The sequence below is a fragment of the Paenibacillus graminis genome (genome assembly GCF_000758705.1).
Taxonomy (GTDB): domain Bacteria; phylum Bacillota; class Bacilli; order Paenibacillales; family Paenibacillaceae; genus Paenibacillus_AQ; species Paenibacillus_AQ graminis.
Genome location: NZ_CP009287.1, coordinates 4,792,682 through 4,813,059 on the forward strand (window position 1 = coordinate 4,792,682; position 20,378 = coordinate 4,813,059).

Sequence of the window (20,378 nt, forward strand, 5' to 3'; positions counted from 1 at the left end):
CCGCCTGGGCCCGTTAATAATAGCGTCCGGATGCTCCGGGCGCTATTTGACTTGAGCGTACTTGCGGGAGCAGGCTTAATCGGTCTGCTGCACGTCCGTCTGCTCCACAGCAGCAGCCGTTTGGTAAGGAAAATGCTTAAGAAAATAAGGCACCAGCTCGCTGGCTACATCCCCCAGCTCAAAGGAACGCCCGGTACATTCCTCCAGCGAGGTAACCCCGTACTCGGCAATCCCGCAAGGAATAATCCCCTGGAATCCCTGTTCTCCGATCCCCGCGGTGACATTGAACGCGAACCCGTGGCTGGTAATGAAGCCTCTGCGGAATTTGCTCTTGTTGAACTTAACCCCAATGGCACAGATTTTCTGATCACCGACCCAGACTCCGGTATACTCCGGTTTCCGGCTGCCCTCTATGCCATAACCTGCCAAAAAGTCAATAATGACAGCTTCCAGACGACGCAGGTAGCCATGCAAATCCACCTTGCCGTCCACCCCCAGCTTCAGCAGCGGGTAGCCAACCAGCTGACCGGGCCCATGATATGTAATATCTCCTCCCCGGTCAATTTCAAACAGCGCAATACCTTTTTCCTTAAGCTGCCCGGCGCTGAGGAGAAGATGCTCGGGATGATGCTGCGAGCCGATGGTATAGGTTGGCGGATGCTGCAAAAGAATCAGCCGCTCCGGCTCCGTGCCGGCATCAATTGCCTGAACTGCCGCCTTTTGCAGCTCCCAGGCAGCTCCATATTCGATGAGAGGCAGATATGAAACTTCCAATAAGCTTAATTCTGTGCTGTTCATGCTTACAGGTCCCCTTTGTATTACAGTCTCCTGTTACAGGGTTATACCATTCCTTAATACAGTTTCGTATCCGGCGTATAGCCTTCCACATTATCCTTGATGCGCTGCAAAAAGCGGCCGCAAATCACGCCGTCCAGAATCCGGTGGTCCAGCGACAGACAGATATTGGCCATGGAACGCACGGCGATCATATCGTTGATGACTACAGGCTTTTTGACGATGGATTCAAAGGTCAGAATAGCTGCCTGAGGATAGTTAATAATCGGGTAAGACAGAATCGAGCCAAAAGAGCCGGTGTTGTTCACCGTAAAGGTTCCGCCCTGCATATCCTCCAGGCGCAGCTTGCCTTCGCGGGTCTTCATAGCCAACTCGTCGATTTCGCGGGCCAGCCCCGCGACATTCTTCTGGTCCGCCTTTTTGATGACCGGCGTCATAACCGAATCCTCGGTGCCGACTGCCAGGGATATGTTGATTTCGCGTTTGACGATAATCTTATCAACAGCCCAGACCGAGTTCATGATCGGATAATCCTTAATGGCACTGACGACAGCTTTCATCAGAAAAGCCAGATATGTCAGGTTAATGCCTTCCTTGCGCTTGAACTCATCCTTCAGCTTGTTGCGCAGGATAACCAGATTGGTCACATCGACTTCAATCATCGTCCAGGCATGCGGAATTTCCGAGACACTCTGGCGCATCCTTGTCGCAATGGTGTTGCGGATTGGCGTTACGTCTATCAGATATTCCGAGCTGCTTCCCCGCCCGCCCTCTACTTCTATTGTAGGGATACGCGGAGTTTCGCTGAGGTGCAGGCCGGAATGGCGAACCGGCTCCAGCGCTTCCTGCACTTCTTCCTGAATCGCCTGGACAGCAGGCTGCTGCAAAGCTTCCGGTGCCTGCTGTCCGGCTGCACGAGCCGGTGCTGCGGTGGCTCCGGCTGCTGCGCCGCCGTTGTCGAGGTACGTCAGCACGTCCTTGCGTGTGATACGGCCGCCCAGACCAGTCCCCGGCACAGCCGTGAGATCGATGCCATGCTCCGCGGCAAGCGTCTGCACCGCCGGGGAATACCGGGAGCGCATCGGTGCCGATGCGTCAAAGGCGGCGGCAGGTGCTGCCGGTCTGCCCGCTGCCGGAGCTTGGGCAGGCACAGCCGGGCGGGACACAGCCTGCGCCGCAGGCACAGTGTCCGCCGCTGGCGCGCCAGCGGCTGTTTGAGCGGACGGCGCGCTTGGCGCAGCCGGAGCCGCTACGGCAATGCGGGCGATCACTTCGCCCACGCTGACAGTCTGGCCTTCTTCGGCCAGCAGTTCTACCAGTGTGCCGTCCACAGTGGCCGGCAGCTCCGCATTCACTTTATCCGTAATCAGATCACAGAGCGGTTCGTACTGCTCGATGGAATCTCCGGGCTGCTTCAGCCATTTGCCGATCGTTGCCGACACCAGCGACTCTGCCAGCTGGGGCATGATCACATCAGTCAGCTTTGTGTTGTCAGACATAATGTCACTCCTTAAAGTTTTGTAAGCGATGCTTACAGTATTACTTTCGTACAAAACTTGCTTCGGAAGCATACGCTTGAGTTTTGTAAGCAATGCTTATCTATATTGAGTCATCAGGAACTGAAACTAGGTGGAAAAAGTATAACTAATCCGCCGAAATCCTGGCCGTAAAAGGATTTAGTGGGATTTTGTACACTTAATTCCTGCATATTCATCCCATATACCTATTTCCAGCCGAAATAGTGGTACTTTTTCCAACATAGAGTATTCCTTAAGCAAAATAAGCTCGATTAAAGATACTTTTTCCAACATAAGCTTCTTCATAAGCCGAATGAGCTCGGTTAGTGGTCCTTTTTCCACTATATAAACTGAGATTTAGCGGGTTGGGACTGACCGTGACTACGGAGAGTATTTGGATTTCCGGCCGCTGCCCGTCTCGCAGATTGCCTGGCAGATTCCCGGATTGTATACGCTGTTCGCGGTTTAAATCCGCAGACTGCCGCTGCTTCCGGTGCAGTTTTCCTGCGGAAAGCATTCGGGGGGACGCCCCCGCTCCTGCCGTTCCAGCCGCTCCACCGCTCCTGCCGTTCCAGACTTCTCCTCGGCCATTCCCCCCCTTATTCTGGCCCAAGTAAAATCAGTACTGCGCCAGACGCAGCATTTCGGCTTTCACTTTATCCTTGCTCAGCATAAAAAATTTCTCCATCGGCGGGCTGATCGGCATCGCGGGCACATCGGGACCACAGAGGCGGAAGATGGGCGCATCCAGCTCAAACAGGCAATGTTCAGCAATGATCGCTGCCACTTCGCCGCCAATGCCTCCGGTCTTGTTGTCCTCGTGGACAATCAGCACCTTGCCGGTCTGGCGGGCGGCGGCAATGATAGCCTCGCGGTCCAGCGGCTGCAGGGTGCGCAAATCAAGGATATGCGCAGTAATGCCTTCCTCGCGCTCCAGCTCCTCCGCTGCCTGCATGGCAAAATGCAGAGGCAGACTGTACCCGATCACTGTAATATCGCTGCCTTCCCGCAGCAGATTCGCTTCGCCAATCGGAACCGTGTAGTCCCCTTCCGGGACATCCTCCTTGATCAGCTTATAGCATTTTTTGTTCTCGAAGAAGAGGACCGGATCAGGGTCACGCACGGCTGCCTTCAGCAGCCCTTTGGCATCATAGGCCGAATACGGAGCTACAATCTTCAGTCCCGGCGTGCCAAAAAAAATCGATTCCGGGCACTGGGAGTGATACAGCCCGCCGAAGATCCCCCCGCCGATCGGCGCGCGGATCACCACCGGACAGCTCCAGTCGTTATTGGAGCGGTAACGGATTTTGGCTGCTTCGCTGATAATCTGGTTAGTCGCCGGAAGCATGAAATCCGAGTACTGCATTTCGGCAATCGGCTTCATGCCATACATGGCTGCACCGATAGCCACCCCGGCTATCGCAGACTCCGCCAGCGGCGTATCCATCACACGTTCTTCCCCGAACTGCTCCTGCAGCCCTTTGGTGGTGGTGAAGACACCGCCCTTGACGCCAACATCCTCTCCTAGCACGAATACCGATTCATCGCGCTCCATTTCTTCCTTCATTGCCAGCCGGATGGCATCGATATATTCCATAATGGCCATGGGTTAGGCTCCTCCCTTGAGGTCAGATTCACTGTATACATGCAGCAGCGTATCTTCCGGTTTCGGAAACGGCGCATTTTCAGCGTATTCAATCGCAGCCTTGAGCTCCAGATTGTATTCTGCAGCCAGATCGCGTTCCTGCTCGTCGCTCCAAAGCCCGAGTTCAATCAGGTAGGTGCGGAAAGCGGCAATGCCGTCTTTTGCCCAATTGGCATCGACTTCTTCCTTCGTCCGGTAAGCCAGATCATTATCCGAGGTGGAGTGGGGCGACAGGCGGTACATCATCGCTTCAATCAGGGTCGGCCCTTCACCGGCGAGTGCACGCTCCCGTGCTTCCTTCACCACGCGGTATACCTCCAGCGGATCATTCCCGTCTACCCGGACGCCCGGGAAGCCGTAGCCCAGGGCACGGTCACTGACTTTGCCTCCAAGCTGCTTATGGGCTGGTACAGAAATCGCATATTGGTTGTTCTGGCAGAAAATAATGACCGGCAGCTTATTCACACCGGCGAAATTGCACGCTTCATGGAAATCCCCCTGGTTGCTGGAGCCTTCCCCGAACGTGACGAAGGAAACAAATTTCTTCTTCTGCATTTTGGCTGCCAGGGCAAAACCCACGGCATGCGGAACCTGCGTTGTCACCGGACTGGACCCGGTCACGATCCGCAGACGTTTGCTTCCGAAATGGCCTGGCATCTGCCGCCCGCCGCTGTTGGGGTCTTCCGCCTTGGCGAAGACAGAGAGCATCAGCTCACGCGTAGTCATGCCCACAGTCAGCACAAAGGCATAGTCGCGGTAATACGGTAAAAAATAATCGTTCTCCCGGTCCAGCGCAAAAGCCGCCCCCACCTGGGCTGCCTCCTGTCCAATGCCCGAGACATGGAAGTTGATCTTCCCGGCCCGCTGCAGCAGCAGGCTGCGCTCATCGTATTTCCGTCCGAGCTGCATATATCTGTACATATCGATGACCTGGCCGTCACTAAGTCCAAGCGGCTTGTGTCTGTTAACGGTTTCTACAGTACCTTGCGATTCCATATGAGGTACCTCCTAAAAGTTTTGTCAGTATACGCTTCCTTAAATCACTTCGAACAAAACCCGCATTAAAAGCGTATTCTTGCCCTGATCTTAAAACCAGGTACTAAATCGTGCTCCAATTCATTATAATCCCTTTCCCGTGAAAAAGAAAAGCCACGAAAAGCCGGTATGCAGCTGTTTTGACGCCTAAGGCGCCTTCAGCTCCGCCCGGCATTCCCGTGGAGGCTTTCAACGTTAACTAGAATCCGATTGCTCTTCCGTCCACGGCGAGCATCGCTTCGCCGATGATCTCGGATAGCGTCGGATGAGCGTGAACCGCTTCCCCGATCTCCCAGGGAGTGGCATCCAGCAGCTGTGCCAGCGCCGCCTCCCCGATCAGATCCGTAACATGGGGGCCGATCATCTGCACACCGAGAATATCGCCGCTGCTGCGGTCGGCAACCACTTTGACGAAACCGTCCTTCATCCCGTAGACAATCGCTTTGCCGATGGCTGAAAAAGGAAATTTACCCGTAACCACATCCGCGCCAAGCGCCTTGGCTTCTTTCTCGGTATATCCTACACTCGCTACCTCCGGCCGTGTGTAGACGCAGCGCGGCACCAGATGCGGGTGGTAGGGATGGAGCGTCTCACCTGCCAGATGGTTCACCGCCCGGATGCCTTCGTGGCTCGCGGCGTGAGCCAGCTGCAGCCCGCCGATGCAGTCGCCAATCGCATAAATATGCGGCTCATTCGTCTGCATATTCCCATTGACCTCAATAACACCCTTGTCAAAATGAATATCAGTATTTTCAAGTCCGATGTTCTCTATATTGGCTACTCTGCCTACGGATACCAGCAGCTTCTGGGCAGACAGGCTCTGGCTCTGTTCGCCCTTGCGGGCTTCGATAGTCACTCCAGATTCCGTAATCGCACAGGTCTCTGCATCTACGGTTGTCCCTGTCAGAACCTTGACGCCGCGCTTCTTCAGCAGCCGCAGCAGCTCGCGGGCAATCTCTTCGTCCTCAAGCGGCAGCAGCTGGCTTGCGGCTTCTACCACCGTAACCTGCACGCCGAAGTCCGCCAGCATGGAGGCCCATTCCACACCAATGACCCCGCCGCCCACAATAATAATAGAAGCCGGCAGCTCTTCCAGCGTCAACGCTTCCTCACTGCTCAGAATCACCTTGCCATCCGGCTTCAGGCCGGGCAGCACACGGGGGCGCGATCCGGTTGCCACAATGAGATGCCCGGAGACCACGGTCTCCATCTCGCCATTGTCCAGCTCTACAGCCACCGCGCCGCTGCGCGGAGAGAAAATCGAAGGGCCGATGATGCGCCCTTTTCCCTTCAGCACCTGGATTTTATTTTTGCGCATCAGAAACTGTACGCCCTGATGAAGCTGCTCGACTACCGCCTCCTTGCGGGCCTGCACCTTCGGGAACACCAGCTGCACCCCAGTAGTTTCAATGCCGTAACTCTCGCTCTCTTGTATTTCAGCGTATACCTCCGCACTGCGCAGCAGCGATTTGCTCGGAATGCAGCCGCGGTGCAGACAGGTTCCGCCCAGCTTGTCCATTTCTATGACAACAACAGATTTCCCCAGTTGGGCCGCGCGGATCGCCGCCACGTACCCCCCGGTACCTCCGCCAAGTATGGCAACGTCACATGAAATTGTCATGTATGTATCCTCCAGTCATTACTCTTGTTCTGAATTAACCTATTACATTGTACTCTCTTTTATGTGTATTACAAAACTTACAAACGTCATATATCCATGGACTTTTCCCCGTTGAAGCGTTATCATATGGGTGAATTCAAAGGGATTATGGACAAGGGGGACACTCATGAAACTGTTGACCACACGCTTCATTGCCATCCTGATTCTGGTTGTGCCCGGCCTCCTGGCGATGAATGGCTTCCTGATGATGAAAGATGATATCTTCAATTATATTTCCATGCATGGCGACGAGACGGCCACTCCGGTTTTTGCCTGGCTGCATTTTGGCGGGGGGCTGCTCCTGTTCCTGGCAGGCATGACTTTTCTTGGCGGCTGGATTCTGACCCGTGACCGGAAGCGCAATTATGTGGGACCCAGATTCAGAGAGAAGCACAAGACCCAGCAGCCTCCCTCGCCGGATGCCTCCAGCTAACCGGTTAATCTCCAGCGGGATGGTCTTAATCACTCCACCTTTCAAGCAGAAACGGCTGCGCAGTCCTTCACCGGACAACGTAGCCGTTTTGGATTTCAGCGTCGTGTCACCTGGAGAACGCCTTTGGTCATTCCAAGCGGAAAAAGGATAACTATTTCGCCGCATTCCCCCCTATCCACCGCATGCGAAGTGGAAAAAGGGAAACTAATTCAGCTCATTTCACTCCTGACGAGGGAATATGGCCCTATTAAGTTTCCTTTTTCCACTCCAATCCACAAATTGCTGATTTCGGGAGAAATAAGCTCCCTTTTTCCAACTATATAAACTGAACTTGAGCTTTTTCGATTTTGGGATGGGCCGTGGCTACAGAGAATGTTTGGACTTCCAGCCGCTGCCGTCTGCAGATTTCCTGATGGTGTCTGGCGCTGTTTGCAGTTGAAATCCGCAGACTGCCTATGCTTCCTGATGCGGGCTTTCCTGCCGAAAGCCTTCAGGCAGACGCTACCGCTCCGTAAGTATCCAAACTTCTCCTCCGCCGCTTTTCCCTTTATTCTTAATTGTTCAGGTTCAATCTATATAGCTACCCTCACTTGCTTCTTCGAATGACGCGATTTGGAAAAAGGCTTAATAAGGGCTATCAAATTCGACGGCCCCCTTTTGCGTAAAACCACTGAATTCACTTCTACTTATCCCAACTTTGTGCACATCATCTCCATAAGAAACGGAAATCATCATTTTCGCAACAATCAAATAACCCCACAATGCGGGGGCATGAGCTGGAAACTGATTCTGGTACTTTACGGGGATCTCCTGTGGCATCCTTAGCAGGGAAGCCGACTCAGGTACATTGCGTGGACTCCAGTATCGAACAATAGCAGCTCCGAAGCTGCTCGGGGCTGCCTTTACTAATGCTATCCTGCCGCTGAATCCGAAGAACCCCGCACCAGTTCGCTGTACAATCCGCCCTCCTGCAGCAGCTCTTCATGTGATCCCTGCTGCACCAGCCGCCCGCCCTGGAGCACCAGAATGCGGTCTGCCGCGCGGATGGTGCCCAGCCGGTGGGCGATCACGAAGCTGGTCCGGCCTTTCATCAGCGCCTGCAGCCCCTCCTGGATCTTGATCTCTGTCACGGTATCTATGCTGCTGGTCGCTTCATCCAGCACCAGCATGGACGGATCCGCAAGGATGGCGCGCGCGATGGCGAGCAGCTGCTTCTGCCCCTGGCTGATGCCGCTGCCGTCAACCGACAGCATCCGCCCGTAGCCGCCCTTCATCCGCATAATAAATGAATGGGCGTTAGCCAGCTTCGCTGCCGCCTCCACTTCCTCGTCGCTGGCATCCAGCCTTCCGTAGCGGATATTGTCGCGGATTGTTCCCTTGAACAGGAATGAATCCTGGAGCACAAAGGCCATATGGCTGCGCAGGCTCTCCCGGCGGATCGAAGACAGGTCCCTGCCATCCAGCGTAATGCTGCCCTTGCCGGGATCGTAGAAGCGGGACAGCAGCCCGATCAGAGTGGTTTTGCCTGCTCCGGTAGGTCCGACCAGCGCGATCATCTCGCCGGGCTTAGCCTCAAAGCTGATATCCTGCAGTGTGTCCGCCCCGCCGTCATACGAGAAGGACACTCCGAGGAACTTCACCGTGCCTTCCACATGATCCAGCGGCACCGCAGCCTCTTCATCCTTCGCCTCCGCTCCCTCATCCAGCACCTCGAATACCCTCTCCGCACCGGCAATCGCCGACAGCAGCGTATTCCACTGGTTCGCGAGATCGTTCAGCGGCCGCGTGAACTGGCGCGTATATTCCACGAATGCGATAATTACACCTACCGTGACCAACCCCCGGATCGCCAGCAGACCGCCGACACCGGCAACAATTGCAAAGCTCAGATTGTTCAAGCCGTTCATCAGCTTCGGGATGAAGCCGGAGATCGCCTGGGCCCAGTAGCCCGACAGCATGATCCGCGTATTGCGCTCCCGGAAGCCGTTAATAACCCGTTCCTCCTGTGAAAAAGCCTTGATGATCCGCTGGCCGGACAACGTCTCCTCAATGAAGCCGTTCAGTTCGCCCATGTTGCGCTGGCGTTCCTTGAACAGCGGTCCGGTACGCCGTGTAATCCAGCGCATGCCGAGGATCATCAGCGGAACCACAATGAAGGTTAACAGTGTGAGCAGCGGGCTGAGCCACAGCATCACCCCCACGGTGCCCAGCAGGGTCAGCACACTGGAGAAAATCTGGATCGCCGAACTGTTCAGCGTAGAACTGATATTCTCAATATCATTCGTCAGACGGCTCATAATTTCACCTTGCTGCCTGCGGTTGAAGAACGATATCGGCAGCCGGTGAAGGTGCGTGAACAGGTCCGTGCGCATCCGGTATACCGTCTCCTGGGCAATTTCGATCATCCAGATGTTCTGCAGCCAGGAAGTCAGGGAATTCAGCACATAGACAACGGCAAGCGTGACCAGGAAGATTGCCCAGGTTCTGCCCCCGTCCCCCTCCAGATAATGGTCCACTGCCCTGCTGATCAGATAAGGTCCAAGCAGCGCAAGCCCGGAGCTGAGAAGCACCATGACCAGCACAAGAACCAGCTTCGCCTTGCGTTTCGCCAGATAACTCCAGATTCGGCGGAGCGTGGCGGACCAGTCCTTGGCCTTAGCCTTCGGCTTGCGCCCTCCCGGCGAGCCGAAGCTAGCCGGGACTCCAAGCCCTACATTCAGCTTCGGATGGCGAAAAGGCTCAAGTAATGCTTTGAACATGCTGCACCCCCTCCCTGTGCTGAGATTCATTGATTTTGCGGTACAGCTCCGAACTTTCCATAAGCTCTTCATGTGTACCCTGTGCAATCAGTCTGCCCTCATCCAGCAGCAGGATAAGGTCGGCGGATACGGTCGAGCTGATTTTTTGCGTGATTAGAAAAGTAGTGCAGGACATCCGTTTCAGCTCCGCCAGCAGCCGGCCTTCGGTAACAGCATCCAGCGCACTGGTGCTGTCATCCAGAATCAGAATAGCAGGCTTTCTTACCAGTGCTCTGGCTATCGTCAGCCGCTGCTTCTGTCCACCGGACAGATTGACTCCCCGCTGTCCCAGCATGGTGTCGTAGCCATGCGGCAGCTCTTTTACCGTCTCATGAATTTGCGCGGCCATGGCCGCCTGTTCGATCTCCTCCTGGGTCGCCAGCGGATTGCCCCAGGCAATGTTCTCCCGCACAGTGCCGCTAAACAGCAGAACCTCTTGAGGCACATAACCAATAGCTCCGCGCAGCCTGGATATTTCCATTTCCGCGCTTGGCCTTCCGTCGACCAGGATAACACCGCTGCTCTGCTCATATAGACGGGGGATCAGTCCCACCAGCGAGGATTTGCCTGAGCCGGTTGCCCCCATAACCGCTACCCGTTCTCCGGGCTGCACCGCAAAGGTAATGTCCTCGAGCACGGCAATGTCACTCTGCGGATAACGGAAGCTGACCTGCTGAAAATCAACCCTGCCCCGGACCGGAGCAACCTTCCTTGCAGTAACCGCTGCCATTTCCTTGGCTTCCAGTTCATCTGCCGACATTACTTCCTGAATCCGCTGTGAAGAAGCCCGGGCCCGGGAAAAGGTCGCCATAATCCAGGACAGCGCCGACAAAGCTCCGATCGTACGCAGGGAATAATTAATGACTGCGACCGTCTGCCCCAGTGTGGCATTACCGGTTGAAATTTCGATACGCCCAAACCACAGCACTAGCATAATTCCGGCATTTACAATCAGCATAATGAGCGGGGCAGAGGTTTCTGTGAGCCGCAAGGCACCGACCGTAGACTTCATCAGCTCCCCGCTGGATGCGGCGAACCGGGCAATCTCATGGTTCATGCGCACAAACACCCGAATCAGCCGGATGCCGGTGAGATTCTCCTGAATCACACTGTTGACTCCGTCCAGACGGATCTGCACACTGCGGAATAACACCGCTGCCTTTTTCATCACCCAGAGGAGAAATACAATAAGTACCGGAAGGGTCAGCGCCAGCAGCAGTCCCAGCTTCACATGTACAACCAGCGCCATAATCACACTGCCCGCTACCACGAGCGGCACACGGGTCATAAAGCGGAGCCCCATGAAGATCGTATCCTGCAGCTGCGACACATCCGCGGTAAGGCGGGTGATTAAGGAAGAGGTCGGAAAACGGCTGAACACGGCATAGGCGAAGGACTGGACCTTTTCATACAACTGATCCCGCAGATCAAAAGCAAACCCCTGGCTCGCATGGGACGCAAAAAAAGAGCTTAGCACGCCCGCAATAAACGCTATAGCCGCGCTTACCACCAGCACACCGCCCCACAGCCAGACGATCCGGTTGTCTTGTTCCCTGATTCCGTCATCAATAATTTTGGAGATCAGCAGAGGCTGGGACAGCTCCACCGCAAGTTCGATCACCATCATCAGAAGTGCAGCGATTGCTGCGGTCCTATATGTTTTGAGATAGGAAAAAATGATGTTCATCAGCGTTACCCCATTTGTCTATTCGTAGAGCGCATCCCGTAAGCGGGTGGACATCGACGAGGATTGCCCCTTCAAAATCACCCGGCGCAGCGCTTTGTTGCTGCGGTTCATTTCCGCCATTTCGTCCAGCATTTCCATCAGGAGACTCAACGTTTCCGCAGTAAGCTCCCCCTTTTCCTGCAGAGCCGCAATTTTTTCCTTGTAGTCTTCCATCTTGTCCGTCAACTGTAAGCCTTCTTTCTGTAAACGTTCTCCTGTATAAATACACATAACCGCGTTAATTATAACATTCTTTCTCCCTTACCCGAAATGTTTTCACTGGCTACTTTTACTGAGTATATGCTACTCTAATAAAGTCGCATTTTTCGGAAAGAACTCATCAGGCTGATTAACGAAAGGATAGATGGACGTGGCACAGTTGTTTTTCAAATACGGGGCAATGAACAGCGGCAAATCCATTGAGATACTCAAGGTTGCGCATAATTACGAGGAGCAGGGCAAGTCCGTGCTCATTTTCACTCCTTCCCTTGACGACAGGGACGAAGTGGGATATATTTCCTCCCGCATCGGACTGCGCAAGCAGGCCATCCCTATCGATGAGAATACAGATATCTTCAGCATTGTCAGCAGCAACCTGCCGAAGCCTCATTGTGTGCTGATTGATGAATGCCAATTCTTAAGCAAGGACTGCATTCTCCAGCTGGTGCGGATCGTCGACGAGCTGAACATTCCGGTGATGGCCTTTGGGCTCAAAAATGATTTTCAGAACAATCTGTTCGAAGGCAGCAAATATATGCTGATCTATGCAGATAAAATTGAAGAAATGAAGACGATCTGCTGGTTCTGCGAACGGAAAGCCACGATGGCGCTCCGCGTCGAGAACGGCAAGCCCGTCTACAGCGGCAAGCAGATCCAGATCGGCGGCAATGAAGCCTACTACCCGGTATGCCGCAAATGCCATAAGAATCCGCCGCTCTAAAAGAGAAGAACAGCTTCACCCCACTGAAGTAATCCCACTGCTCCTGCACGGCCAACAACGGATTCGGTCACAAAAAAAGCACACATTGCGGAATCGCAGATTGCGCGTTAATGTGTGCTTTTGTCTGCAAGAATAAACGTTTCCTCTAATGAATCACCTTCGCTGCACGGTACTCATCTTCCTTGCGCACGTAGAGATCATGCTGAACAGAAGCTTTTCCGCCATATTGGGCACGCTGCCCCAGGGCTTTCATGCCCCCGTTGATTTTGGAACGGTGAGGAATTCCTGCGGCACTTAGGCGGCTTTTTATTTTGAAATACTGGGTCTGGTCAAATGTTGTGTATATCAGCGTGCGTTCTCCAGGAATGAAAAAGCGCAGTATGCCTTTTAAAAAACCCATCCGCGGACCTCCCCCTTTAATAGAAGTTCCAATAATTGCTGCAGAAGCTACTTCAAATAACGTTCCTTCAAGACACCCAGATGATGCAGCTCATGTCCAATAATTACACAGGCTATGGCTCTTACGGAAATCGGATTATCGCTGGCTGTGCCCATCCGGGTCCAAGCCTCCTCCGGCAGACTCTCCAGCAGAGCAATCGTAGATTGGCGTACCAGCTTATAATGCTGCACCATTTCACTGAGCGTAAACCGCTCGAACTTTCCTGCCTCCGCATAGTCATTCTCCTCATATCCGGGCAGCGGAGCTTTCTCCCCTCTGGCAATAGCAAGCAATCGGTAGGACATAATGCGGTCATTATCCGTGAGGTGTCCAAGCAACTGCTTGATGCTCCATTTGCCTTCTGCATAGCGGTAACTTCCCTGCTCCTCGCTCAGCCCGTCCAACAGTTCATACATCAGACTGGATTGTTCCCTAAGCACAGCCGCAAGCTCCCCTTCAGGGGGGACCAAAGAAATGTAACGGGCCGGAAATTCACTATACTCTCCTGGTTGTGGACGCTGGTTCATAAGACTGCCCCTTTCAACTGTTTTTTCAAAAAATTGCCGAATAGTGTAAAATGCTGTTGTTGTATTTTAGTACATTATGTATAATATTTGCAAGAATACAAGTTTGGTGATCCTGAGCTTCGGGAGTGTAAGCATGCTGGAATTTGTGCTGTTTATGGTGTTTTCGGTACTGGAGACCTATGCCATGTTTTATTTGGCTTTCAAGGTATTCAAGATTGATTTTTACCACAAAGAGATGATATTTGCAGGTTGTATAATGGGCTTTTTCTCATATGTCATACGTGTGGAATATCACCTGGTGGAAATAGATATTATCGTTCAGTATCTCTTAATTTTCTGTTTCTTTTGGATGCTTTTCCGAATTCACTTTTTCTACGCAGCTATTCTTACAGGAATGACTTACCAAGCTTACACGTTCATTCAACTGATGTATATTGTTATCCTGGATAAAGCCGGCTTATTCTCAGCCCAAGCCTTTTACGGAATAGACATCGACACTAATCTGCTACAAATCCTATCATCTACTACTGCCTTAGGTATTGGTTACTACAGTGGACGTAGACGCAAAGGTTTCGATTTTATTCCAGACAAACCCAATGGCTTAATTAAGACAACAAAGCGTGAGAAATTCCTCTTTGTTCTTAACCTGCCTACTGCCGGGCTTATAATCTTTATCATGCATCTTTTTAACTCCAATTACTTTTTAGCTGCACCGCTAATATACGCTTTTCTATTGTTTTGTTACATATATTTAGCCTATTCAAAGGATAGAAGCGGACATGAATATATTAAGTTATAAGATCGCATCTAGGATTAAGCAATCCAACCCTCAAGAGACTAGCTCTATTGAGATTATGCAATATGCCTTGAATATTATACTTAACAGTCTGTTGATTATCTCAGCATCATTTTTAATTGGCTGGTTGACCGGGAGTTTCGCAGATACTGCTGTCTCATTATTCAGCTTCGCAATTCTGAGATTTTTCTCTGGTGGCAAACATCTAAAAACTGCTACTGCCTGCAATATCTTTTCCATTCTGTTATGCTCATCCATTCCGCATCTATCCTTTTTAATCAAAGATCATCTTTTGATCATTAATGGATTATGCATAGTTATAATGTTGTTGTTCGCACCTAATCCAGATGTGAATGCACAAGTTTCAATACGCTGGTATCCTTGGATGAAAGCCACTTCTGTAACCTTAGTAGCTCTTAATTTTTTTATTCACTCGCCTGTCCTTGGATTAGCTTTTTTAGCTCAATCCTTAACAGTAATTTCCAAGCAAGGGAGGAACTCCTTATGAAAAAGAACATTGCCCGTATTACCTCAAAGGCTTTGACTTCATCCGCTCGTCTATTCGCAGCTGTACTGAAACCTTGGGCCCACAGCCCAGAAGTACCAAAAGAATTGCGGAAGTAATTAAAGGATGGGGAGAACATGCGAGTCTTGCTAAATGACGGGTCCTCCCGGAATATTGGGGAAGAAGATATATTGTATTTCTCCAGTTATAAGAATACAATATTCGTCCATACCAAAGAAGGCGAGTTTGTTCTCCCTACCACGCTTTCCGATCTGTTTGCAGCTTATAAGTGCAAAAACTTCGAACGCCTGGACCGCAGCAATGTAGTAAGTCTCAACCAAGTTGAAAGTTATGATTCCGAACGTAAGATTGTTACGTTTCAAGAGGGAGAACAATTCGCTACAGTATCAGAACCCAATGAAACCAGGCTAAGAAGATATTTAGCTTCAAGGAAAAACAATTCCGAATCCTAACTTTTATCCAAAAAAACAACCATCCCCAAGCTTTACAGCTAGCGGGTGGTTGTTTTTATTTAATCCAGTATTTAGTAAACAAATATTATCCCATATGTTGCCTTTCTTGTAAAGAATATTTCACCCGGCGAATGACAGGAGACGGGTTACCTTCCAAATGGTACCATTTAAATAGACTTGTAGTATTATTACAACCTACTAAATAACCGATGGAGGAATCTAATGGATTATTACTTTCATCCTTCTCCGCGCCCCTCATCCTTAGAACTATTGTCTGACGAACAATTGTTGAACATCTACGATTTAGCGGTGGAGGCTAAAGCTTCACCCGATTTCATTGAGATTATTCAAACTGTTCTGACCGAGAGAAACATAAGCAGTCCTAACCGTTCTGAGAATTGATCTCGTTATTATTTCAGCCATTCAACATATAAAACCGGCTACAAAAATAAAGAAGCCACCTCCACTAATATGAGGTCGGCTTCTTATTTTTATTCATTTTATATTAGAGTATGGCCGGCTGGTTAGCCAGAATGCTTTTTCCAGTCAAATCATAGAGCGACCAGGAATTAGCGAACACATCCTTAACATAAAGTTGTGAACCATAAAGCTCACTTTCCCAGCCGGAAGCTGTGCCGTAATTTTCTTCAAACTTACCGTTCAACATGACCTTAGAAGTCGCAGTGGATAAATCAATCAGGCTGAGCAGCGGCTGCGTCCTGGTGGAGTCCGAGACAATGAAGAACTAACTACTCAATAAACTCCGTCTTAAAGACATTCTCCAGCTTGCCGCCCAGTCTTTTTTTGAGGGGAACCTTGATGTCCCGGCTCAGTTCCTTAAAAAAAGTATCCACATCACATTTCACATTCTGTGCCATCGCAACAACGGTTCCGTCGTTCACGATATTCTGGTTCACTTCAAGAGGGACATCCACTTCAATGTCGTATTTCTTGGTCAATGTTTTGATGTATCTAGCAAAGATTTCCAGTAATTCTTCGTTGTTGAAATTCTCAATTGCGGCTTTGCCCTTGGCGGTAAATTTCATGTTAACTCTCATTGTAGATTTCCCCTTTTCTGTCATACCATTTGGTTGTTGGTTTATGGTTCAAGATGAATAGATGGCTGCAAGAAAAGGCAACATTATTCATTGTTGAAAACAGATGAAGCCGGTGCTATTTAAATGCTCCCTTAACCTGTAACACTTTAAACTGGACAAATTCCTTAAGGGCTTGAATGACCTGATCCTGATCGTCGTCTTTCAGTTCGTAGATACATTCCTGCAGCCACTCTCCGAACAGATATGCCTGCCTGCCTTGGCGGGGCTGCTTGCGGAGGGAATCCAGACTGCCTTCAAATTTATCGTTCAGTACATCGCTAAGGTTATATTTCTCAATTTTCTCTATTACCATTCCTGCCCCATATTCCGTTTCATAAACGATTACCTCGTTTGCATCAAAAGAAACATAGGAGGTTTCTTTACCTTCTTTCGCCCGGAACGCCTTCAGCTTATTGAACGCCGTCCCGTAGATATAGTCCTGCGACTGATTATGCTGCGGTCGCTTATATCCCTGCTTGAGTGTCTTAATATATTCTAGATCAGGCATATAATCTGCCAGATCATACATCCGGTTCTTGAGGTCCGTTCCAAGCGCCTCGATAATCTTATCCAGATTGTCTTTTAGCGGAATGCTCTCTCCCCGTTCAATCTTGCTAAGCTGGGAATAGCTGATACCGCTCTTCTCTTCCAGCCCTCTTAAGGTCAACCCGCGCGCTTTTCTGATGTGCCGGATAAAGTTCCCCAGCTCATCTGGGTAGTTACCAGAATCGTTCATAGGAGTCACCTCTGTTATATCATAACACAACATAACAATTTGTGTTTCATTATAACAATTAATACCGGAAATAGTTTGGCTGAAGGTGGCGAATGACTTATTTTCCTTACGCTCATGCCGATATATAACTTTGTATGGAAACTGATCAACCAGAAAAGGAACGTGTACAAGACCGTCGAATGATGTTGGGGTTAACATTGAACTACACCCTTTCCACCACAAACTTCTCTTCTGCCGTTCTCACTACAAACAAATCGTCAAATCCTTCAGAATAGGAAGGGCGCTGCAGCTTTTTCATGGTGCTTTTGATGCCAGTCTCCGGCACCTTTTCTCTACCCGTTCGCTTCTCATTTCTCGCTATCGACAATTCAAAATCAGGCTCGAAGAAATAACCGATAACCTTGAATTTATGCTTTTTAGCCAGATCAATATACTTGCGCCTGTCTTCTATGGATGGATTCGTATTGTCAACCACGAACGGCTGCAATGCTGTGATCGAAGCCGCCAGGAACAGATCCTTCCGATGCCTTGTCCTCAGCATATCCAGGTTAATGCGCATATGGGTTTTCAAGAAGGTTTGCTGATAAAATGTCGTCTTCCCCGAACCCTGTATCCCAATAAAAATTACACATTCCATCTTACTCATCCTTTTGCGGCAATAATAATTGTGTGCTGCTAGTACACATAACAAATCACTCCTCCATTGGATTGTTCTTACCCAACAAAGGAGTGAAGTATATAATATATAAGTTGATCTAAGCCTCTGAAAGTTTGGGGAACCCAACAAAGCTCATCAGGAACTGAAGCTAAGTGGAAAAAGTAAAACTAATTCGCAGAAATCCGGGCTACAGCAGGTTTTAGTTGGATTGTGTACACCTAATTGGTGCATATTCATCCCAAATGGCCATTTTCAGCCGGATTAGTGATACTTTTTCCAACATAAGCTACTTGACATGCCGATTGAGTTCGATTAGTGGTACTTTTTCCACTAACGATAGCTGCCCCTTCGACTTTTGCATGAATTTATAATCACATATCACGTATCCTAATCCTTACCCCTTCAAGAAACCTTATGCTCAATCCGCAGCTTGTCAGCTACCATGGCAATAAATTCTGAGTTAGTCGGCTTGGATTTGGAGATATTAATGGTATAGCCGAACAGGTGGCTGATGCTGTCAATGTTGCCACGGGTCCAGGCGACTTCGATAGCGTGGCGGATAGCCCGCTCTACACGTGATGGTGTTGTCTTGAATTTCTCGGCGATGGCCTGATACAGGGTCTTGGTGATGGCGCCCAGGATCTCGATGTTGTTATACACCATCGTAATGGCTTCCCGCAGATATTGATAACCCTTGATATGTGCAGGTACACCGATTTCATGAATGATTGAGGTGATATTGGCATCCAGGTTTTTGCCCTTGGACAGCGGCACTACATTGTTCGATCTGGAACCCGAATAATTGGACATGCTTGAGGAAGTGCTCATACTGCCCTGTGTTCCAACGAGCTGACGCACGCGGTTGGCCAGAACCTCCATATCGAATGGCTTCAAAATATAATAAGAGGCGCCAAGCTGCACAGCACGCTGAGTGATGTTCTCCTGGCCAAAAGCGGTTAGCATGATGATCTTGGGTTCAGGCTTCAGATCCATATCGCGGAGGCGCTCCAGGACACCCAAACCGTCCAGGTGCGGCATAATGATATCAAGAATAAGTACATCGGGAATTTTGCGGGCTTCGCTCAGCATTTGAAGCACCTCTTCCCCATTGTAGGCGATGCCCGTTACTGTCATATCTTCTTGTTCCGTAATGTACTCGGCAAGCAAATTCGTAAACTCCCTGTTGTCATCGGCCAACAACACTTCAATATTCTGCACTGGCTGCTTCCTCCTTATTTATATCTGCTATTCGAAAATAATCATTTATCTTCGCTCCTTTACAGTTTCGACATCCCAATTCAATATCCTTCTGTCGAAAATTATTTTTCTTTATTTTTTTTCGGTGTTGGCTTATAATTAAATATTTTATTTCAAGGTTCGATGTTTCTCGTTATGCTTCGACAAAAAAATCTTAAGGCTAAACCGCCTTAAGATTATAGGGGAAGATATGCTGTTGCCCGACCACGCCGGAATCCCTAAGCATCCATTCGATAAAACAGCCATACCCGGACTTGGGATCATTGACAAATACATGGGTTACCGCACCGATCAAACGGCCATTCTGAACAATCGGACTGCCGCTCATGCCCTGGACAATGCCGCCGGTCTTATCGATCAGACGGGGGTCCGTAATACGCAGCACCATCCCTTTGGTCGCCGGTGTATCCTGATGAGCTACATGAATAATGTCTACGTCGAAACGTTCCACCCGCTGCCCGTCAACAACCGTCAGTATTTGCGCCGGACCTTCCTTCACTTCATCGCTCATGGCAACCGGAATCGGCTTCTGGTAGAGGCTGTGTTCCGGGTTGCGGGTCATTTTGCCGAAGATTCCGAAATCCGTATTGCTTTCCACATTCCCCAGAACCTGGCTCTCTTTATAAAAGCTTGCCCGCTTCTCGCCGGGATCGCCGTCCTGGCTTTTGGAAATAGAGGTTACGCTGGATTGCACAATGTGTCCACTGCCGACAACGATAGGTGTACCGGTGTTCATGTCAGTGATGACATGACCAAGTGCGCCATATACTCCCTGCTCCGGCGCATAGAAGGTTAAGGTGCCTACACCCGCAGCAGAATCGCGGATATACAGCCCTAGCCGCCATACTTTGTCATTGCGGTCGTAGGCCGGCGTCAGCTTGGCTGTATGCTCTTTGCCGCCGCGTTTGAACACAATGGTCAGCGGTTCGCGGGCTTTGCCTGCACGCTCCACCAGCCTAGCCACCTTGGATACCTCGTCCAGCTTCACTCCATCGATCGAGATCATCAAATCTCCAGGGAGGAGTCCGCTTTTCTCGCCGGGTGAAAGCTTGGACTGCTGCGATACTTCAATCAGATGATGGCCAACAACAAGCACGCCTGCGGACTTCACTTTTACACCAATCGTCTGGCCCCCCGGTATTACCTTGAGATCCCGGTTTTCTCCCTGAACGGCCTGGTCAGGCGGGTTATCCTGAGGCGAGGCATAGCTCTGAGAAGGTCCCGTTATGCCCGATAAGCTGAGAAAAAAGGCAAATAAAAGGCCGGGCATTAACTTCCTGAGGTTCGGCTTCAATGGCTGTCACGCTCCCTTTTGCTTCTTTCGCTTGACGAAAAAGGTGG

At 50.5% G+C, this 20,378-nt stretch carries 22 protein-coding genes; 6 read left to right on the plus strand and 16 right to left on the minus strand.

The genetic code is table 11. The features are described from left to right. Nucleotides 1–75 precede the first annotated feature (75 nt). The 6 genes from lipB to lpdA form a co-directional block, all read right to left on the minus strand. Nucleotides 76–798, minus strand: a complete 723-nt coding sequence (gene lipB / locus PGRAT_RS20595; protein WP_025708475.1) for a lipoyl(octanoyl) transferase LipB — start codon at nucleotides 796–798, stop codon at nucleotides 76–78. Between the two features lie 53 nt (nucleotides 799–851). Beyond that, a complete protein-coding gene (locus PGRAT_RS20600; protein WP_042267132.1) occupies nucleotides 852–2,294 on the minus strand; it encodes a dihydrolipoamide acetyltransferase family protein in 1,443 nt (480 codons plus the stop codon). Between the two features lie 483 nt (nucleotides 2,295–2,777). Then, the gene (locus tag PGRAT_RS34680) at nucleotides 2,778–2,903 is read right to left on the minus strand and encodes a hypothetical protein (protein WP_272945716.1); all 126 of its coding nucleotides are present in this window, start codon (nucleotides 2,901–2,903) and stop codon (nucleotides 2,778–2,780) included. 28 nt (nucleotides 2,904–2,931) lie between these two features. Further along, complete coding sequence (locus PGRAT_RS20605) at nucleotides 2,932–3,918, minus strand: alpha-ketoacid dehydrogenase subunit beta (protein ID WP_025706662.1); 987 nt, start codon at nucleotides 3,916–3,918, stop codon at nucleotides 2,932–2,934. 3 nt (nucleotides 3,919–3,921) lie between these two features. Beyond that, nucleotides 3,922–4,953 (minus strand): thiamine pyrophosphate-dependent dehydrogenase E1 component subunit alpha, encoded by a 1,032-nt coding sequence (locus PGRAT_RS20610; protein WP_025706661.1) that lies wholly within the window; start codon nucleotides 4,951–4,953, stop codon nucleotides 3,922–3,924. 238 nt (nucleotides 4,954–5,191) lie between these two features. Beyond that, nucleotides 5,192–6,613: a dihydrolipoyl dehydrogenase gene (lpdA, locus tag PGRAT_RS20615; protein WP_042267136.1), complete on the minus strand. Its 1,422-nt coding sequence runs from the start codon at nucleotides 6,611–6,613 to the stop codon at nucleotides 5,192–5,194. A gap of 166 nt (nucleotides 6,614–6,779) precedes the next feature. Here lpdA and PGRAT_RS20620 point away from each other — a divergent pair, with 166 nt between their 5' ends. Then, nucleotides 6,780–7,085: a DUF2627 domain-containing protein gene (locus PGRAT_RS20620; protein ID WP_025706037.1), complete on the plus strand. Its 306-nt coding sequence runs from the start codon at nucleotides 6,780–6,782 to the stop codon at nucleotides 7,083–7,085. A gap of 911 nt (nucleotides 7,086–7,996) precedes the next feature. On the opposite strand, the gene PGRAT_RS20625 is transcribed toward PGRAT_RS20620, so the two are convergent. The 3 genes from PGRAT_RS20625 to PGRAT_RS20635 are packed head-to-tail and all read right to left on the minus strand — an operon-like array spanning nucleotide 7,997 to nucleotide 11,795. Further along, nucleotides 7,997–9,844 carry an ABC transporter ATP-binding protein gene (locus tag PGRAT_RS20625; protein WP_042267138.1) on the minus strand — a complete coding sequence of 616 codons (1,848 nt, stop codon included), beginning with the start codon at nucleotides 9,842–9,844 and terminating at the stop codon, nucleotides 7,997–7,999. Next, a complete protein-coding gene (locus PGRAT_RS20630; RefSeq protein ID WP_042267142.1) occupies nucleotides 9,825–11,570 on the minus strand; it encodes an ABC transporter ATP-binding protein in 1,746 nt (581 codons plus the stop codon). The genes PGRAT_RS20625 and PGRAT_RS20630 overlap by 20 nt, the downstream gene beginning before the upstream one ends. Before the next feature lie 18 nt (nucleotides 11,571–11,588). Next, complete coding sequence (locus tag PGRAT_RS20635; RefSeq protein WP_025707379.1) at nucleotides 11,589–11,795, minus strand: hypothetical protein; 207 nt, start codon at nucleotides 11,793–11,795, stop codon at nucleotides 11,589–11,591. A gap of 184 nt (nucleotides 11,796–11,979) precedes the next feature. Between PGRAT_RS20635 and PGRAT_RS20640 the strand changes: the two genes are divergently transcribed. Continuing rightward, entirely contained in the window at nucleotides 11,980–12,549 is a 570-nt protein-coding gene (locus tag PGRAT_RS20640; protein ID WP_025707378.1) for a thymidine kinase, read from the plus strand. Nucleotides 12,550–12,694: 145 nt separating this feature from the next. On the opposite strand, the gene PGRAT_RS20645 is transcribed toward PGRAT_RS20640, so the two are convergent. Both PGRAT_RS20645 and PGRAT_RS20650 read right to left on the minus strand, forming a co-directional pair. After that, entirely contained in the window at nucleotides 12,695–12,949 is a 255-nt protein-coding gene (locus PGRAT_RS20645; protein WP_025707377.1) for a hypothetical protein, read from the minus strand. Between the two features lie 47 nt (nucleotides 12,950–12,996). Then, nucleotides 12,997–13,515 carry a DinB family protein gene (locus tag PGRAT_RS20650; RefSeq protein ID WP_025707376.1) on the minus strand — a complete coding sequence of 173 codons (519 nt, stop codon included), beginning with the start codon at nucleotides 13,513–13,515 and terminating at the stop codon, nucleotides 12,997–12,999. Nucleotides 13,516–13,648: 133 nt separating this feature from the next. Here PGRAT_RS20650 and PGRAT_RS20655 point away from each other — a divergent pair, with 133 nt between their 5' ends. From PGRAT_RS20655 to PGRAT_RS34950, 4 genes are all read left to right on the plus strand, one after another. Beyond that, nucleotides 13,649–14,314: a hypothetical protein gene (locus PGRAT_RS20655; protein WP_025707375.1), complete on the plus strand. Its 666-nt coding sequence runs from the start codon at nucleotides 13,649–13,651 to the stop codon at nucleotides 14,312–14,314. Next, on the plus strand, nucleotides 14,295–14,819 hold the full coding sequence (locus PGRAT_RS32540) for an accessory gene regulator ArgB-like protein (protein ID WP_081758915.1): 525 nt from the start codon (nucleotides 14,295–14,297) through the stop codon (nucleotides 14,817–14,819). The genes PGRAT_RS20655 and PGRAT_RS32540 overlap by 20 nt, the downstream gene beginning before the upstream one ends. Nucleotides 14,820–14,953: 134 nt before the next feature. Next, a complete protein-coding gene (locus tag PGRAT_RS20670) occupies nucleotides 14,954–15,289 on the plus strand; it encodes a LytTR family DNA-binding domain-containing protein (protein ID WP_025707372.1) in 336 nt (111 codons plus the stop codon). Between the two features lie 222 nt (nucleotides 15,290–15,511). Then, complete coding sequence (locus PGRAT_RS34950; RefSeq protein ID WP_025707371.1) at nucleotides 15,512–15,691, plus strand: sporulation histidine kinase inhibitor Sda; 180 nt, start codon at nucleotides 15,512–15,514, stop codon at nucleotides 15,689–15,691. Nucleotides 15,692–16,038: 347 nt separating this feature from the next. Here the strand turns inward: PGRAT_RS34950 and PGRAT_RS20680 are convergent, their stop codons facing one another. The 5 genes from PGRAT_RS20680 to spoIVB all read right to left on the minus strand — a co-directional run bounded on the left by PGRAT_RS20680 (nucleotide 16,039) and on the right by spoIVB (nucleotide 20,331). Then, entirely contained in the window at nucleotides 16,039–16,347 is a 309-nt protein-coding gene (locus tag PGRAT_RS20680) for a hypothetical protein (protein WP_025707370.1), read from the minus strand. A gap of 115 nt (nucleotides 16,348–16,462) precedes the next feature. Next, nucleotides 16,463–17,122, minus strand: coding sequence for a helix-turn-helix domain-containing protein (locus PGRAT_RS31765; RefSeq protein WP_025707369.1), 660 nt, complete (start codon nucleotides 17,120–17,122; stop codon nucleotides 16,463–16,465). Between the two features lie 202 nt (nucleotides 17,123–17,324). Further along, on the minus strand, nucleotides 17,325–17,759 hold the full coding sequence (locus PGRAT_RS20690) for an ATP-binding protein (protein ID WP_025707368.1): 435 nt from the start codon (nucleotides 17,757–17,759) through the stop codon (nucleotides 17,325–17,327). A gap of 423 nt (nucleotides 17,760–18,182) precedes the next feature. After that, on the minus strand, nucleotides 18,183–18,998 hold the full coding sequence (spo0A, locus tag PGRAT_RS20695) for a sporulation transcription factor Spo0A (protein ID WP_025707367.1): 816 nt from the start codon (nucleotides 18,996–18,998) through the stop codon (nucleotides 18,183–18,185). A gap of 199 nt (nucleotides 18,999–19,197) precedes the next feature. Further along, the gene (gene spoIVB, locus PGRAT_RS20700; protein WP_025707366.1) at nucleotides 19,198–20,331 is read right to left on the minus strand and encodes a SpoIVB peptidase; all 1,134 of its coding nucleotides are present in this window, start codon (nucleotides 20,329–20,331) and stop codon (nucleotides 19,198–19,200) included. Nucleotides 20,332–20,378 lie beyond the last annotated feature (47 nt).

What these genes read in the sequence shown, in the direction of transcription:
- PGRAT_RS20690 (WP_025707368.1), bottom strand. Translation starts at nt 17,759, where the DNA reads ATGGAATGTGTAATTTTTATTGGGATACAGGGTTCGGGGAAGACGACA.
- PGRAT_RS20670 (WP_025707372.1), top strand. Translation starts at nt 14,954, where the DNA reads ATGCGAGTCTTGCTAAATGACGGGTCCTCCCGGAATATTGGGGAAGAA.
- lpdA (WP_042267136.1), bottom strand. Translation starts at nt 6,613, where the DNA reads ATGACAATTTCATGTGACGTTGCCATACTTGGCGGAGGTACCGGGGGG.
- PGRAT_RS20600 (WP_042267132.1), bottom strand. Translation starts at nt 2,294, where the DNA reads ATGTCTGACAACACAAAGCTGACTGATGTGATCATGCCCCAGCTGGCA.
- PGRAT_RS20680 (WP_025707370.1), bottom strand. Translation starts at nt 16,347, where the DNA reads ATGAGAGTTAACATGAAATTTACCGCCAAGGGCAAAGCCGCAATTGAG.
- lipB (WP_025708475.1), bottom strand. Translation starts at nt 798, where the DNA reads ATGAACAGCACAGAATTAAGCTTATTGGAAGTTTCATATCTGCCTCTC.
- PGRAT_RS20645 (WP_025707377.1), bottom strand. Translation starts at nt 12,949, where the DNA reads ATGGGTTTTTTAAAAGGCATACTGCGCTTTTTCATTCCTGGAGAACGC.
- PGRAT_RS34680 (WP_272945716.1), bottom strand. Translation starts at nt 2,903, where the DNA reads ATGGCCGAGGAGAAGTCTGGAACGGCAGGAGCGGTGGAGCGGCTGGAA.
- PGRAT_RS32540 (WP_081758915.1), top strand. Translation starts at nt 14,295, where the DNA reads ATGAATATATTAAGTTATAAGATCGCATCTAGGATTAAGCAATCCAAC.
- PGRAT_RS20655 (WP_025707375.1), top strand. Translation starts at nt 13,649, where the DNA reads ATGCTGGAATTTGTGCTGTTTATGGTGTTTTCGGTACTGGAGACCTAT.
- PGRAT_RS20625 (WP_042267138.1), bottom strand. Translation starts at nt 9,844, where the DNA reads ATGTTCAAAGCATTACTTGAGCCTTTTCGCCATCCGAAGCTGAATGTA.
- PGRAT_RS20610 (WP_025706661.1), bottom strand. Translation starts at nt 4,953, where the DNA reads ATGGAATCGCAAGGTACTGTAGAAACCGTTAACAGACACAAGCCGCTT.
- PGRAT_RS20630 (WP_042267142.1), bottom strand. Translation starts at nt 11,570, where the DNA reads ATGAACATCATTTTTTCCTATCTCAAAACATATAGGACCGCAGCAATC.
- PGRAT_RS20620 (WP_025706037.1), top strand. Translation starts at nt 6,780, where the DNA reads ATGAAACTGTTGACCACACGCTTCATTGCCATCCTGATTCTGGTTGTG.
- PGRAT_RS20605 (WP_025706662.1), bottom strand. Translation starts at nt 3,918, where the DNA reads ATGGCCATTATGGAATATATCGATGCCATCCGGCTGGCAATGAAGGAA.
- PGRAT_RS20650 (WP_025707376.1), bottom strand. Translation starts at nt 13,515, where the DNA reads ATGAACCAGCGTCCACAACCAGGAGAGTATAGTGAATTTCCGGCCCGT.
- PGRAT_RS31765 (WP_025707369.1), bottom strand. Translation starts at nt 17,122, where the DNA reads ATGAACGATTCTGGTAACTACCCAGATGAGCTGGGGAACTTTATCCGG.
- PGRAT_RS34950 (WP_025707371.1), top strand. Translation starts at nt 15,512, where the DNA reads ATGGATTATTACTTTCATCCTTCTCCGCGCCCCTCATCCTTAGAACTA.